The 14,231-nt window shown below is 69.2% G+C and carries 12 protein-coding genes; 3 read left to right on the forward strand and 9 right to left on the reverse strand.

The annotated features are described in order from the left end of the window. Positions 1-177 precede the first annotated feature (177 nt). The 6 genes from I6N91_RS01295 to I6N91_RS01320 all read right to left on the reverse strand — a co-directional run bounded on the left by I6N91_RS01295 (position 178) and on the right by I6N91_RS01320 (position 7,411). The gene (locus tag I6N91_RS01295) at positions 178-816 is read right to left on the reverse strand and encodes a DUF305 domain-containing protein (RefSeq protein ID WP_198810101.1); all 639 of its coding nucleotides are present in this window, start codon (positions 814-816) and stop codon (positions 178-180) included. A gap of 61 nt (positions 817-877) precedes the next feature. Continuing rightward, the gene (locus I6N91_RS01300) at positions 878-3,103 is read right to left on the reverse strand and encodes a copper-translocating P-type ATPase (RefSeq protein ID WP_198810102.1); all 2,226 of its coding nucleotides are present in this window, start codon (positions 3,101-3,103) and stop codon (positions 878-880) included. A 180-nt stretch (positions 3,104-3,283) separates the two neighbouring features. After that, positions 3,284-4,024: an ABC transporter ATP-binding protein gene (locus I6N91_RS01305; RefSeq protein WP_198810103.1), complete on the reverse strand. Its 741-nt coding sequence runs from the start codon at positions 4,022-4,024 to the stop codon at positions 3,284-3,286. After that, entirely contained in the window at positions 4,021-5,055 is a 1,035-nt protein-coding gene (locus tag I6N91_RS01310; protein WP_307843198.1) for an ABC transporter ATP-binding protein, read from the reverse strand. Before I6N91_RS01310 ends, I6N91_RS01305 begins: the two co-directional genes overlap by 4 nt. A 65-nt stretch (positions 5,056-5,120) precedes the next feature. Then, positions 5,121-6,101, reverse strand: a complete 981-nt coding sequence (locus I6N91_RS01315) for a branched-chain amino acid ABC transporter permease (RefSeq protein WP_198810104.1) — start codon at positions 6,099-6,101, stop codon at positions 5,121-5,123. 8 nt (positions 6,102-6,109) lie between these two features. Next, positions 6,110-7,411: a branched-chain amino acid ABC transporter permease gene (locus I6N91_RS01320; protein WP_198810105.1), complete on the reverse strand. Its 1,302-nt coding sequence runs from the start codon at positions 7,409-7,411 to the stop codon at positions 6,110-6,112. Between the two features lie 297 nt (positions 7,412-7,708). Here I6N91_RS01320 and I6N91_RS01325 point away from each other — a divergent pair, with 297 nt between their 5' ends. Further along, positions 7,709-8,563, forward strand: coding sequence for a Bax inhibitor-1/YccA family protein (locus I6N91_RS01325; RefSeq protein WP_198810106.1), 855 nt, complete (start codon positions 7,709-7,711; stop codon positions 8,561-8,563). 127 nt (positions 8,564-8,690) lie between these two features. On the opposite strand, the gene galK is transcribed toward I6N91_RS01325, so the two are convergent. From galK to I6N91_RS01340, 3 genes are read right to left on the reverse strand one after another with little or no spacing between them, the layout of a single operon-like run. Then, positions 8,691-9,845, reverse strand: a complete 1,155-nt coding sequence (gene galK, locus I6N91_RS01330) for a galactokinase (RefSeq protein WP_198810107.1) — start codon at positions 9,843-9,845, stop codon at positions 8,691-8,693. Beyond that, a complete protein-coding gene (gene galT, locus I6N91_RS01335; RefSeq protein WP_198810108.1) occupies positions 9,842-10,975 on the reverse strand; it encodes a galactose-1-phosphate uridylyltransferase in 1,134 nt (377 codons plus the stop codon). Before galT ends, galK begins: the two co-directional genes overlap by 4 nt. Further along, complete coding sequence (locus tag I6N91_RS01340) at positions 10,972-11,766, reverse strand: DeoR/GlpR family DNA-binding transcription regulator (protein WP_198810109.1); 795 nt, start codon at positions 11,764-11,766, stop codon at positions 10,972-10,974. The genes galT and I6N91_RS01340 overlap by 4 nt, the downstream gene beginning before the upstream one ends. A 183-nt stretch (positions 11,767-11,949) precedes the next feature. Here I6N91_RS01340 and I6N91_RS01345 point away from each other — a divergent pair, with 183 nt between their 5' ends. Together I6N91_RS01345 and I6N91_RS01350 are read left to right on the forward strand one after the other, a co-directional pair. Beyond that, complete coding sequence (locus I6N91_RS01345; RefSeq protein ID WP_198810110.1) at positions 11,950-12,864, forward strand: aldose 1-epimerase family protein; 915 nt, start codon at positions 11,950-11,952, stop codon at positions 12,862-12,864. Positions 12,865-13,033: 169 nt separating this feature from the next. Beyond that, entirely contained in the window at positions 13,034-14,197 is a 1,164-nt protein-coding gene (locus tag I6N91_RS01350; protein ID WP_198810204.1) for an AI-2E family transporter, read from the forward strand. The last annotated feature ends 34 nt before the right edge of the window (positions 14,198-14,231 follow it).

Genomic DNA, 14,231 nt, shown 5'->3' on the forward strand with positions numbered 1-14,231 from the left:
ACCCCCTGCCGACCAGCCGGGCCGGTAGTGTGCCCCTCGGTTCTGTCATCCTCGGCGCCGTGCCCGTCACTTGCGGGCGCCCTGGTTCTGCGCTCCCGTGAACTCCGTTCATTGCGTCCTTCCCCGTCCGCCGTGGAAAACCGTCCGGGCCCTGCGGTCGAGACGGTCCCCGGCAGTCTAAAGGCCCGCCAGCAGGGCTTCCATCTCCTTAATTTCGGACTCCTGCGCTTGCACTATCGACGCGGCGAGGTCCTTGGCGCCGGGATCGGCGCCCACCTCCAACTCCTGTTCCGCCATGTCGATGGCGCCCTTGTGGTGTTCGATCATCCCGGCAAGGAACAGCCGTGACGCTTCGTCGCCCTCGGCACCCGCGAGCTCCTCGAGCTGTCCGCCGCTCATCATCCCGCTGCCCTCGCCGGCGGCCTCCCCGCCGTGTCCGGAACCGTGGCCGGATCCGCTGCCGCCGCCCGCGTCGGGCTTCCCCCACGCGTCGAGCCAGGCCTTCATCGTTCGGATCTCCGGCGCCTGGGCAGCCTTTATCCGGGTGGCCAGCGCAGTGATCTCCGGGTCGATTCCGGTCTTGGTGAGCATCGAATCGCTCATCTCCACTGCCTGCTCGTGGTGCGGGATCATTCCGGCGGCGAACTCCACGTCGGCGGCGTTGGACAGCCCGGCCGACACGGTCGGGGAGCTGGACGCCGACGGCGGCGCCTGCCCGGAGTCATGGCCGGAGCCGTGCCCGGCCTCCGGGCCGGCTCCACAGCCGGCGAGGACAAGGACCAGGGCGAGGCCGGTCAGGGTCGAATAGCGTTTCATATTCATCATCCTTTGGGTTCTCGAGTGGACCGACTCTTCGGTCCCGGAGTATTCACGGCGTTCAGCCGGGCGTTCCCGCGAGGCGCCGCGGGTCGAGATTGAGCCGGCGCAGCAGCTGGGCGTTGAGTGCCACGACGATCGTCGAGACGCTCATCAGCACGGCTCCGGCCGCAGGCGACAGCAGCACCCCGGCGAATGCCAGCACGCCGGCCGCCAGCGGCACCGCGGCCACGTTGTATCCCGCGGCCCAGACGAGGTTCTGGATCATCTTCCGGTAGCTGGCCCGCGACAGGTCGATCATCGAGAGCACCGCGCGCGGGTCATTGCCGGCAAGCACCACTCCGGCGGTCTCGATGGCGACGTCGGTCCCGCCGCCGATCGCGATCCCGACCTCCGCGCGTGCCAGCGCGGGGGAGTCGTTGACGCCGTCGCCGACCATCGCCACCGTCAATCCCCGCGCCTGGAGTTCGGCGACCTTCGCGTCCTTGTCCTGTGGGAGGACCTCGGCGAAGACCTCGTCCACGCCCAGGTCGCGGGCCACCGCGTCGGCGACCTGCCGGGCGTCGCCGGTGATCATCGCGACCTTGACCCCGCGGTCCTGCAGCGCCTTCACCGCGGCCCGGGACTCGTCCCGTACCCGGTCCTCGAGCGCGAGCGCCCCGATGACGCTGCCGTCGCGGACCACGGTGAGCACCGATGCCCCACGAGAGGTCCACTGGGCCACCGGCCCGGCGATGCCCGCCGGGATGTCGAGGGAGAGCTCCCGCAGGAGGTTCGGCCCGCCGACAAGGACCTCGGAGCCGGCCACGGTGGCCCGCACCCCGCGTCCAGTCATCGAGGAGAACCCGGTCCCCGCATAGGCGAGCTCCGTCGCCCCGGCGTCCCCGGCGGCGGCCCGGGCCACGGCCCGCGCCACAGGATGCTCGCTGTCGGCCTCGGCCGCCCCCGCAAGCGCCAGCAGCTGGGAGTGGCTCATGCCGGGCACTGCGGCCACGCCGGTGACCTCCGGGCGGCCCTCGGTGAGGGTCCCGGTCTTATCGAAGAGGACGACGTCGATGGTGCGCATCCGCTCCAGCGCCAGCCGGTCCTTGATCAGCACCCCGGCCCGGGCAGCCCGCTCGGTCGACAGCGCGATCACCAGGGGGATGGCCAGGCCGAGGGCGTGGGGGCAGGCGATGACCAGCACCGTCACCGTGCGGACGACGGCGTCCTCGGGGCTCCCGAGGGCCAGCCAAGCGAGGAAGGTCACGATGCCGGCGCCCAGGGCGAAGTAGAACAGCAGGGCGGCGGCGCGGTCCGCAAGGGCCTGCGCCCGGGAGGAGGAGGCCTGTGCGTCGGCGACGAGCCGCTGGATGCCCGCCAGCGCCGTGTCACCGCCGACCGCTGTCACCGCCACGCGCACGGCGTTGTCGGTGGCCACAGTGCCCGCCGTCACGGGGTCGCCCTTCCGGCGCAGCACGGTGCGCGATTCGCCGGTGATCATCGATTCGTCGAACTCCGCCGCGCCCTCGGTGACCGTGCCGTCGGCGGGCACCCGGGCCCCCGACCGCACCAGGACGACGTCGCCGGGGGCCAGGGATGACACCGGGACGGTCTCGATCCCGTCCGCGGTGACGCGATCGGCTTCGTCTGGCAGCAGGGCGGCGAGGGCGTCGAGGGCGCCGGCGGCCGACCCGAGGGCGCGCATCTCCATCCAGTGCCCCAGGAGCATGATGACGATCAGCAGGGCGAGTTCCCACCAGAAGTCCAGGTCGAACCCGCCAAGGCCCAAAGTGGTGCTCCAGGAGGCGGCGAAGGCCACGGTGATGGCCATGGCGATCAGCAGCATCATCCCGGGCCGCCGCGACCTCAGCTCGCCCCACCCGCCGCGGAGGAAGGGGGTACCGCCGTAGATGAAGATGGCCGTGCCGAGCACCGGGGAGATCAGCGCCGCGCCCGGGAAGGTCGGCAGGCCGTACCCCAGGATCATGGCGAACATGGGGCTGAAGGCGACGACCGGGACGGCGAGGGCGAGGCTGATCCAGAACCTGCTGCGGAACATGGCGGTGCTGTGGCCGGCGTGCTGGCCCGACGCATGGACCTCGTGGTCTCCGTGACCGGCCTGACCGGAATGACCGGCATGACCGGCATGACCGATGGGCGGGGCGTGGTGTGCCGCCGCGGGTGCGGACTGCGGATGGGGCCGACCAGGCGGAGATTTCAGGGACCCGCCGGGGCGCGGGGGAGAGGCGGGCGCCTCAGGGGAGTGCTGGTGCGCCTCGGGGGAGTGCTGGGTTCGATGCTGCATGGGAGGCTCCTTGACCCGACCGAGTGATGCTGACGTACCGAACATATACCCCTGGGGGGTATGCGTCAAGGGGTTTCGATCGAAGAGGGTGGAGGACCTTCCACAGAGTTAAAAGACTGCGGGCGGCCCGTTTCCGGTGCCGCCCGCAGTCCTGTACTGAGCAGTTCTGTACTAGGTAGATCAGGCCGTATCGGCCAGGGTGCCCAGGTACAGCTGGATCACCTTGGGGTCCTTCATCAGTTCGCGGCCGGTGCCGGTGTAGGCGTCCTTGCCCTGGTCGAGCACGTAGGCACGGTCGCAGATCTGCAGGCACCGCCGCGCGTTCTGCTCGACCATGATCACCGAGACGCCGGCCCGGTTGATTTCGTGGACGCGCAGGAACGTCTCGTCCTGCTTGACGGGGGACAGGCCCGCCGAGGGCTCATCGAGCAGCAGCACCGCCGGTTCCATCATCAGCGCCCGGCCCATGGCCACCATCTGGCGCTCGCCGCCGGAGAGGGAGCCGGCCCGCTGGGCGCGCCGCTTGCCCAGTTCCGGGAAGAGGCCGGTGACGAAATCGAACCGCGTCTTGAAGTCCTTGGGCCGCTGGTACATGCCCATCTGCAGGTTTTCCTCGATGGTCAGCGTCGAGAAGACGTTGTTGTTCTGCGGTACGAAGCCCACGCCCTGGCTGACCAGGCGGTTCGCCTTGAGGCCGGTGAGGTCCTTGCCGCGGACCATCACCTGCCCGGAGTGGATCTTCACCAGGCCGAACATCGCCTTGAGCAGTGTCGACTTGCCGGCGCCGTTCGGTCCAATGATGCCGATCAGTTCGCCCCGGCGGGCCTCGATGCTGCACCCGTTGAGGATGTTGACCCCGGGCAGGTACCCGGCCACCAGGTCGGTGACCTTCACCACGGAGTCGCCTTCGTACTCGCTCATCGCTTTGTCTCCTCAGTGCCGGTCGATCCGGTGCGGGTGGATCCGGGTTCGCTGACCTCGGTGATTGAGTGGCCGAGGATTCCCTCGTCCTCGGTGCCGACGACCGACTCGGAGTCCTGGGCGAGCTCCTCCTCGAGGCGCTCGACGCCGGTCGAGTCGCCCAGGTCGACGTCGTGGTGGGCGCCCAGGTAGGCGTCGATGACGGCCTGGTCCTTCATCACGATGTCGGGCGGCCCCTCGGCGACGACCTTCCCCTCGGCCATCACCACCACCCAGTCGGCGATGTGGCGGACCATGTGCATGTCGTGCTCGACGAACAGCACCGTCATGCCTTCGGCCTTGAGGTTCTTGATGTGGTCGAGCAGCGACTGGGTCAGGGCCGGGTTCACGCCGGCCATGGGCTCATCGAGCATCACCAGGCGCGGCTTGACCATGAGGGCCCGTGCCATCTCCAGGAGCTTGCGCTGCCCGCCCGAGAGGGAGGCGGCGTAGTCGTCCCGCTTGGTGTCGAGCTTGAACTTCGCGAGCAGCACCTCGGCCTGGGCGGTGATCTCCTTCTCGCGGGCACCCCAGAGGCCCTTGAACAGCGCCTTGGCAAGGCTCTCGCCGGGCTGCTTGGTCGCACCGAGCCGCATGTTCTCGATGACCGTGAGCTTGCCCATCACCTTGGTGAGCTGGAAGGTGCGCACCATGCCCATCCGGGCCACCTTGTACGGCGGGACCTTGGCGAGCGGTTTGCCGTCAAACTCCCAGTCCCCGCTGTTGGGGTTGTCGAATCCGGTCAGCAGGTTGAACAGCGTCGTCTTCCCGGCGCCGTTGGGGCCGATCAGGGCGGTGATCTTGTTGCGCGGAATCTCGAGGTATTCGACGTCGACGGCGTTGATGCCGCCGAAGCTGCGGGTGACGTTCTTCGCGACGACGATGGGGTCCCGCTTGCGGCAGCCCGGGGCGGCCTCGCCGGTGGCGATGGGCCGGGTGTCGTTCATGTAGTCCTCACCCGCGGGGGCCGCGGCGACGGCGGACCCCGCCATCGAATCCGCCGGCGTGGCGCGGTGCGCGCCACCGCCGGACGGGACGTGGTTGGTGGAATTCTCGCTCATGCGAATGCCAGCTCCTTCTTATTGCCCAGCACGCCCTGCGGCCTAAAGACCATCAGCAGCATCAGGGCGATACCGACGAGGATGTAGCGCAGCTGCCCGGCCTGGGTGTTGGTGAGGAAGGTGATGGCACCCGACTCGATCGCGCCGTACAGGATGCCCTGGGTCAGCGACAGGACCACCCAGAACATCATGGCGCCGATCACCGGTCCCAGCACGGTGGCCATGCCTCCGAGCAGCAGGCAGGTGTAGAGGAAGAACGTCAGCTCGGTGGCGTAGTTCGCGGGTTGGACGGCGCCGCGGGGGAGGGTGAACACCATCCCCGCGAGCGATCCGAGGATGCCGCCGATCACCAGTGCCTGCATCTTGTAGGCGTAGACGTTCTTTCCGAGGGCGCGGACGGCGTTCTCGTCCTCCCGGATGCCCTTGAGGACGCGTCCCCAGGGGCTGCGCATGAGCAGCCACACGGTGAGGCAGGCGAGGATGACGACCGACCAGCCCACGACCCGGATCCAGAAGTTGCGCTCGTTCATCGCCAGGGGGCCGATGTTGTAGGTGCCCGCAGGGAAGGGGTTGAGGGCGTAGAACCCGCCCTCGAAGGCCGCCAGCCCGTTCGCCGAGCCGGTGACCTCGGTGAGGTCATTGGTCGTGACCACGTACCGGATGATCTCCGCGGCGGCGATGGTGACGATCGCCAGGTAGTCCGTGCGCAGGCGCAGGGTCGGGATGCCCAGCACGATGGCGAACACCACCGACGCGAGCATTGCGACGAGCACCGCGACCGGCAGGGGGGCATTGAAGGTCAGCGTGGAGATGGCGAAGCCGTAGGCTCCAACGGCCATGAAGCCCGCCTGCCCGAAGTTCAGCAGGCCCGAGTAGCCGAAGTGGACGGCGAGGCCGAGGGCGGCGAGCGCGTAGGCCGCCGTCGTCGGGCTGATGAGTTCGCCGAAGGCGTTGACAAGGATGTTTCCGAAATCCATTGGAACCCCTAACCTATGCGCTCGCGGCGGCCGAGGATACCCTGCGGCCGGAAGAGGAGCACGAGAATCATGATGAGCAGAGCGCCGACGTACTTCAGGTCGGCCTCAAGCCAGAGCGTTGAGATTTCGACGAACAGCCCCACGATGATCGAGCCGATGAGCGCCCCGAAGACCGTGCCGAGGCCGCCGAGCACAACGCCGGCGAAGATCAGCAGCAGGATCTGCTGGCCCATGTTGAAGGAGACCCCCGGGCGGTAGTAGGCCCACAGGATGCCGCCGAGGGCGGCGAGCATGCCGCCGATCACCCAGACGATCCGGATCACCCGGTCGACGTCGATGCCCGACGCCGCCGCCAGCGCGGGATTGTCGGCCACCGCACGGGTCGCCTTCCCGATGCGGGTCTTCAGCAGCAGGAACGCCACCAGCAGGATGACAACGAGGCTCACGATGAGCGAGTTCAGGTTGTTCCTCGAGATGGAGAGCGCCCCAAGGTTGAGAATCTCGCCCTGGGAGCCGGGAAGCTGGGTGGTTGCCCCGCCGAAGTTGAACTGGATGATGTAGCGCAGCGCCAGCGCCAGGCCGATGCTGACGATCATCATGGGCACGAGGCCGGTGCCGCGGTTCCGCAGCGGCTTCCACAGCCCGGCGTCCTGCACGTAGCCCAGCACGCCGCCGCCGATCACCGCCAGGACGATGGCGACCGGTGCGGGGAGTCCGAGCGCGGCGAACCCGAAGGTCAGGACCGCCCCGAGGGTGACCATCTCGCCGTGGGCGAAGTTGGTCAGGCCCGTGGTGCCGAAGATCAGTGAGAGTCCGACGGCGCTCAGCGCGAGGAGCAGCCCGAAGCTGAAGCCCGCGAGGGCGCGTTCGGCGAGGGTGTCCCAGAAGGTTCCGCCCTGGGCGACGATTCCCTCACCGAACAGGAAGAGGGTCGTGGCGTTCGAGGTTCCGGCGAAGGTGACCGTGCGCGGGTTCTCCTGGCCCTCGGCGAGGGTGATTCCCTCGGGGAGGGTGTCTTCGTCAACCTCGACCTCATAGGAGCCCTGTTCCGGCACACCGATTGACCAGAAGCCGTTCTCGCCGGAGGTGGTTTCGCCTTCAAAGCCGTTGCCGGTGGCCGTGATGGTGACGTCGGCGATGGGGCCGTCGACGCCCCGGAGGACGCCGCTGATGCGGTCCTGGAACTCTTCCGCCTGAACAGTTGCAGGTACTGCCGAATTCATCGCCCTTACGGGCGGCTGGGTGGACGCCTGCGCTGACGGTGCGCTGAGAAGCACGGCGAGAAGGACGCTGAAAAGGGCAGCGATCATCTTCCCGAGCCGTGCAGGCGTCGGTTGGGTTATCAAGATAGGAACCTCCACTGTGGGGGCCGCCTGCCGGACGGGCAGGAGATCATGCGTGTGACTGGTGTCACTCAATGTGGAGTTTATGTTACTCGGGCGCTGTTTCCGTTCCGAACCAATCGGCCCCGGGCAGGTAGCGATTGGATAACAACTGCGCGCAACGGCGCGGAGGACGCGGCCCGGGGCGGGAACAAAAGCCCACTTACAGCGTTGATATGGGTAGGGTTGGAACACTTACAGCCCCCAATTGGAGGACTACACAAAATGGCAATCGGCGGAAATCCGGTTTTCAACGGAAAGACCTTCCGTTCTGCCGCCCGCGGCACCAGCCCGGCGGCCTACGGCACGACGACCTTCGCGGGTCAGTCGGCCCTGAACCAGCAGCAGCTGGAGCACATGTACAACCGCCCTGCGGCGGGACCGGCCGAGACCGGCCGGATGACCTACGACGACGTCATCGTCAAGACGATCCTCTCGATCGCAGTTGTTCTCGTAGGCGCGGCCATCCCGGTATTCCTCGTGCCGGGACTCGCGCCGGTCCTGATGGTCGTCGGCCTGATCGGCGGACTCGTCCTGGGCCTGGTCAACTCCTTCAAGCGCGAGCCGGTCCCGGCTCTCATCCTCGCCTACTCGGCGCTCGAGGGCATGTTCCTCGGCGGAATCACCATGTTCCTCGAGGCATCCTTCCCCGGTATCGCGATCCAGGCGCTTCTTGGCACCCTGACGGTGTTCGGCGTGACGCTGGCCCTGTTCAAGAGCGGCAAGGTGCGTGCGACACCCAAGGCGATGAAGTTCTTCATGATCGCCATGCTGAGCTACCTGGCGTTCTCGCTGATCAACCTGGGCCTGATGGCCTTCGGCCTCAATGACAACCCGTGGGGCCTGCGCAGCGAGGAATTCCTGGGCACCGGCATTCCGTTCGGCGTCATCATCGGCATCTTCGCGATCGGCCTCGCGGCGTTCTCGCTGATCATCGACTTCACCCAGATCGACGAGGCGGTCAAGCACGGCGCCCCGCAGCGCTACTCCTGGACGGCCGCGTTCGGCCTCACGGTCACGCTGATCTGGCTCTACGTCGAGTTCCTGCGCCTGATCGCGATCCTGCGCGGCGACGAGTAACACGGGCGCAGCACCGCTCGCTGACTAAAGAACCACAAAGGAAGGGCCCGCAGCATCAGCTGTGGGCCCTTCCTTTGTGGATCCGGTGGTATCCGCGGATACCACCCGGACTGTCAGCGGCCGGCGCTCAGGCCACCCGGCGGGCCCCGGCGTCGGGCAGAACGCCGAAGATCACCGGCGACGTGAACCCTGCGTCGGCGAAGGCGGCGGTGACCGCCTTGGTAACGGCGTCGGCGTCCTCGGTGCGCACGAGGGCGATCGCGGCGCCGCCGAAACCGCCGCCGGTCATGCGCGCGCCCACGGCACCGGCCGAGACCGCGGTGTCGACGGCGAGGTCGAGTTCGGGGCTGCTGATCTCAAAGTCATCGCGCATCGAGGCGTGGCTCTGGTTCAGCAGCGGCCCCAGGGCGCCGGGGCCCTTGGTGGTGAGCACGGCGACGGCGTCCTCCACCCGGGCGTTCTCGGTCACCACGTGGCGCACCCGCCGGAAGGTCTCCTCGTCGAGGATCCCCGCGGCGTTGCCCAGGTCGCCCACCGAGAGATCGCGCAGGGCGGGCACACCCATCTGCCGGGCGCCCTCCTCGCAGGATGCGCGGCGGGAGGCATAGCCGCCGGTCGAGTGGGAGTGGCTCACCCGGGTGTCCATCACGAGCAGGGTCAGCCCAGCGCCGTCGAGGTCGAGCGGCACGAGCATCGTCTCGAGGCGGCGGCAGTCGAGGAAGACGGCGTGGCCCACCTCGCCCAGCAGCGAGGCCGTCTGGTCCATGATGCCGGTCGGCGCGCCGACCATCTCGTTCTCGGCCAGCCGCCCAATCGAGGCCAGCTGGGAACGCGAGAGCCCCGCAGAGGCAAGGTCATTGGCCGCCGCGGCGACGGCGCACTCAAGCGCTGCCGAGGAGGAGAGCCCGGCCCCGACGGGCACCGAGGAGTCGACGAGCAGGTCCATGCCCGGGACCGCGTGGCCCGACCGGCCGAGCGCCCAGAGGACGCCCACCGGGTAGGCGGCCCAACCCTCGACGTCGCCTGCGGCCAGCCCGTTGAGGTCGGCGGTGACGACATCGCCCTCGCTGAACGTTGAGGCGACTCGCACGGTGCTGTCGGTGCGGGGCCGGGCGGCAACCGTTGTCGAGCGGTCGATGGCGAAGGGAAGCACGAAGCCGTCGTTGTAGTCGGTGTGCTCACCGATCAGGTTCACCCGGCCCGGAGCCGACCAGACGCCGGCCGGCTCGGTGCCGAAGCGGGCGGTGAACGCCGCCGCGAGTTCTGCTGCGGAGAGAGTCATGAGGTTGCCTTTCCTGGGGTTCCCGGCACGGCGTTGCGCAGTCGGTCGGCAACCTGCTCGGGGGTGGTGTCGTTGATGAACGCGCCCATGGCCGCTTCGGAACCGGCGAGGAACTTCAGCTTGTCCTCCGCACGGCGCGGCGAGGTCAGCTGCAGGTGGAGGTAGCTGGCGGGGCGGATGAGCGCATCCAGGGGTGCCTGCTGCCAGGCGGCGATGTACGGGGTGGGGGTCGAGTACAGGGCGTCGACCTTGCCCAGCAGGTTCAGGTAGACCTCGGTGAGGTCATCGCGCTCGGCCGGGTTCAGCGCCGCGAGGTCGGGGACCTGGCGGTGCGGCACGAGGTGCACCTCGAGCGGCCAGCGCGCGGCGAACGGGACGAAGGCGCTGAAGTGCTTGCCCTCGAGGATCATCCGTTCCCCGGAGTCCCGCTCCTTCTTCAGAGCGGCGCCCATCAGCGTCTCGCGTCCACCGGAGGCCTCGTAGAAGGCGGTTGCCTGCGCGCCGAGCTGCGCCGCACGCGGCGGGATGAAGGGGTAGGCGTAGATCTGCCCGTGCGGGTGGAGCAGGGTGACGCCGATTTCGGCGCCGCGGTTCTCGAAGGGGAAGACCTGCCGGATGCCTTCCATCGCCGAGAGGGCCTCGGTGCGCTGGGCCCACGCGTCAATGACGGTGCGGGCGCGCTCGGGGGAGAGGGAGGCGAAGGAGCCGTCGTGTGCCGGGTCGAAGGCGATGACCTCGCAGCGGCCGAAGGCCGTCGTCGTCGTGCCCCATTCAGGGGTATCCGGCAGCGAGCCGAGCTGCGGGCCGAAGGAGGCGAAGCGGTTCTCGAACACCACCACCTCGTAGTCAGGGGCCGGGATCTCCGAGAGGTAGCGCTCGCTCGACGCGCACAGCGGGCACTGGTCGGCCGGGGGGAGGTGCGTGCGGGTCTGGCGGTGCGCGGCCACGGCGACCCACTCGCCGCTGAGCGCGTCGTAGCGGGCATCACCGGTCGCGGTGCCGCGGGGGTCGAGGCCGCGGCGGTCGGCCGTCGCGGCGGGATCGGCGTGCAGCCGGGCCGAATCGTCCGAGGCGTCGAAGTAGATGAGCTCGCGGCCGTCCGAGAGCGTGGTGGGGATGATATGCGTCATGTGAGGGCTTTCCTTGCGTCCTTGATGGTCTCGGGGGTGGTGACGAGGGTGTGCAGTGCGAAGCCGGGCTCCGCAGGGAGGGTATCGGTGATCAGGCAGGAGGTTTCCTCGAGGCCCGTGATGCGGGCCAGGCTCACGACGCCGAACTTGGTCGAGTCGGCAAGCACCACGAGGTGCCCGCAGCCGTCGGCGAAGGCCCGGTTGGTGTCGGCCTCGGCGAGGTTCGGGGTGGTGATGCCGGCGTCGACGTCGACGCCGTGGACGCCCATGAAGCACAGGTCGACGTTGAGTGCGCGGATGGCGGCGGTGGCCAGCGGGCCCACGAGGGCCTCGGAGGGCGAACGTTCCCCGCCGGTGAGCAGCACGGCAGGCCCGCGGCCCCCGGCGGTGAGCCGGTGGAGCCGGTCGGCGGCAGGCAGGGAGTTGGTGACGACGGTGAGTCCCTCGATCTGCGCCAGGTGGTCAACGAGCTGGACGGTCGTTGTGCCGCCGGTCACCGAGATGGTCATGCCCGGGAGCACCAGCTGGGCCGCCGCCCGGGCGATGGCCCGTTTCTGGGCCGCCTGGCGGCGCGCATTGGCGGGAAAGCCCGGCTCGGCCGCCGCCAACACCCCGGCCCGCGCCGCGCCGCCGTGGATGCGGTGGACCGAACCGGCGGCCTGGAGGGCGTCGATATCGCGCCTCACGGTCATCTCGGAGACCCCGAGCTTGCCGGCGAGTTCGGTGACGCGCACCACCGGGCGGCCGTCGAGGGCGGCGAGGATGGCGGCGTGCCGCTCTGCAGCGAGCATCGCACCTCCCTGGCAGCGGTGGGGAAGACAGGTGCCGGAACCGCTCCGGCGCTGGATCGACATGGTGGGTAACAAAATCGAACAGAAACAAACATATCCGAAAGTTGCGGCCGGGGAAAGCGCACCCTCCCGGTGCTTCCGTCCGGGCGGGCGCGCTCATCCCGGCGGCGGTAGCATCGGACCATGGACACTCCGCGGCGGCCGGCCTCCGGCACGAACTACCTCCTGACCTCCGGCAGCTCCACGGCGGTGATCGCCTCCCTCGCGGCGGCCCTCCGCTCCTACACCGTGGACGGGGTGCAGCTGACCGAGACCTGGGGCGATGACTCGATTCCCGCCGGCGGCGCCGGGATTCTCCTCGCCCCCTGGGCCAACCGCGTCGACCGCGGCGTGTGGACGCTCGACGGCGCCGAGCAGCGCCTCGACATCACTGAGCCGTCCAAGGGCAACGCCAGCCACGGACTGCTCCGCAACACCGGCTACTACGCCCAGTCGGTGGCCGAGGACGCCGTCGTCCTGGCCGCCGAGATCTTCCCCCAGCACGGCTACCCGTTCCACCTGACCCACACCGCGTCCTACGAGCTCAACGGCGGGGGACTGCAGGTCACGCAGTCGCTGACCAACCACTCCGACGCCCGGGCGCCATTCGGCCTGGGCGCCCACCCCTACCTGAAGATCTCCGGGGTGCCCACCGAGGACCTCACCCTCACCGTGAACGCCGACACCGTCTTCGACACCGACGAACGCTCGATTCCGGTGACCCGCGTGTCGGTCTCCGGCGACCGGGACCTGCGCGGCGGGAAACGGGTCGGCGACATCGAGTTCGATTCGGCCTTCACCGGGCTCACCACCGTCGACGGACGCTTCGAGCACACCCTCGCCGCGCCGGACGGCCGGTCGGTGACGCTCTGGGCCGACCCGGAGTTCGAGTTCGTCCATGTGTTCATCAGCAGGACCTACCCCGGCGTCGACCGCGCGGTCGCCGTCGAACCGATGACGGCGCCGGCCAACGCCTTCAACTCGGGCCACGGCCTAAGGTGGCTCGAGCCCGGGGCCACCTTCGCCGCGCGGTGGGGAATCCGCCCGCGCCTCGGATAACTCGCGGCGCAGGCTTGTGTGGAAAGATTGGCTCATGCAGCGACTCTCCGGAGGTTTCCCCAAGCGGGCCCTCCCGCGCGCCGTTCCCGCCGCCGCCACCCCCGGCGCCGCTGACGGCGCGGCTGCATCACCCGCCACCGCCCCCACCGGGGCGGGCGACCCCGCCGGAATGTCCTCCCGCGCACCCCGCGGCACTGACGGCGGAGCCCCTGCACGGCGCGGACGCCCCGCACCCCAGGACGATGTTCCCTACGCACTGAGGGTCGGCGCCGCCTGGTCCTGGCGCGTGGGCATTGTCCTGGTCGTCGCCGGCGTCCTGATCTGGCTGCTCAGCCACATCTCGCTGATCGTCATTCCGCTGATGATTGCGGGCCTGCTCGCCTCGCTGCTGCTGCCGCTGACCAGCTTCCTGATTCGCCACAAGGTGCCCACCGGGCTGGCGGTCACCCTGACGGTCCTCGGGCTGGTGGTCCTCGTCGTCGGAGCGCTCTCACTCGTCGGCCGGCAGCTGGCGCTGGGCTTCGCGAGCCTGTGGGGGGAGACCCGCGCCGGGATCGAGCAGCTCCTCGCTGGGTTGTCCGACGGGCCGCTGAACCTCACCACCGACGAGGTGGTCGGCTTCCTGCAGGAGGCAGGGGACGCCCTCCAGAACAACGGTGGAACCATCGTCAGCGGGGCGCTGTCCTTCGGGTCGAGCGCCGGGCACTTCGCTGCCGGTTCGCTGCTGACCCTGTTCGCCCTGTTCTTCTTCCTGCTCGACGGCGGACGGATCTGGCGCTTCATCGTCGGCCTGGCGCCGGTGCGCGCGCGGGCGGCGATCGATGGCGCGGGCCGGCGCGGCTGGACCTCGATGGGCAGCTATGTGAGGGTCCAGCTTCTCGTGGCCTTCGTTGACGCCGTCTGTATCGGTGCCGGTGCGGCCATCATCGGGGTACCCCTGGCGCTGCCGCTGGCGGTGCTGGTTTTCATCGGCTCCTTCATCCCCATCGTCGGAGCCCTCGCCACCGGGTTCGTCGCCGTGCTGCTGGCCCTGGTGGCCAACGGCTGGGTCAACGCCCTGATCATGCTCGCGATCGTGCTCATCGTCCAGCAGCTCGAGGGAAACTTCCTGCAGCCCATGGTCATGGGACCGGCGGTCGCCCTGCACCCCCTCGCGGTGGTGCTCGCCGTGACCGGCGGAACCCTGGTCGCGGGAATCCCCGGCGCCCTGTTCTCCGTGCCGCTGCTCGCCGTGCTGAACACCTCCGTGAAATACATTGCGCGGCGGGCCTGGGAGACCGACCCTGCCCTGCGCGGGTCGCACCCGGCCCCGGGCCCGCTGCCGCTCACCTAACCCCGAAAAGGAACACCCTGTGACAGAGCAGACC

This window comes from Arthrobacter sp. MSA 4-2 (assembly GCF_016405885.1).
Taxonomy (GTDB): domain Bacteria; phylum Actinomycetota; class Actinomycetes; order Actinomycetales; family Micrococcaceae; genus Arthrobacter_D.

Coding starts and splice junctions, on each gene's coding strand:
- I6N91_RS01295 (WP_198810101.1), bottom strand. CDS start 816: ATGAAACGCTATTCGACCCTGACCGGCCTCGCCCTGGTCCTTGTCCTC.
- I6N91_RS01300 (WP_198810102.1), bottom strand. CDS start 3,103: ATGCAGCATCGAACCCAGCACTCCCCCGAGGCGCACCAGCACTCCCCT.
- I6N91_RS01305 (WP_198810103.1), bottom strand. CDS start 4,024: ATGAGCGAGTACGAAGGCGACTCCGTGGTGAAGGTCACCGACCTGGTG.
- I6N91_RS01310 (WP_307843198.1), bottom strand. CDS start 5,055: ATGGCGGGGTCCGCCGTCGCCGCGGCCCCCGCGGGTGAGGACTACATG.
- I6N91_RS01315 (WP_198810104.1), bottom strand. CDS start 6,101: ATGGATTTCGGAAACATCCTTGTCAACGCCTTCGGCGAACTCATCAGC.
- I6N91_RS01320 (WP_198810105.1), bottom strand. CDS start 7,411: ATGATCGCTGCCCTTTTCAGCGTCCTTCTCGCCGTGCTTCTCAGCGCA.
- I6N91_RS01325 (WP_198810106.1), top strand. CDS start 7,709: ATGGCAATCGGCGGAAATCCGGTTTTCAACGGAAAGACCTTCCGTTCT.
- galK (WP_198810107.1), bottom strand. CDS start 9,845: ATGACTCTCTCCGCAGCAGAACTCGCGGCGGCGTTCACCGCCCGCTTC.
- galT (WP_198810108.1), bottom strand. CDS start 10,975: ATGACGCATATCATCCCCACCACGCTCTCGGACGGCCGCGAGCTCATC.
- I6N91_RS01340 (WP_198810109.1), bottom strand. CDS start 11,766: ATGCTCGCTGCAGAGCGGCACGCCGCCATCCTCGCCGCCCTCGACGGC.
- I6N91_RS01345 (WP_198810110.1), top strand. CDS start 11,950: ATGGACACTCCGCGGCGGCCGGCCTCCGGCACGAACTACCTCCTGACC.
- I6N91_RS01350 (WP_198810204.1), top strand. CDS start 13,034: ATGTCCTCCCGCGCACCCCGCGGCACTGACGGCGGAGCCCCTGCACGG.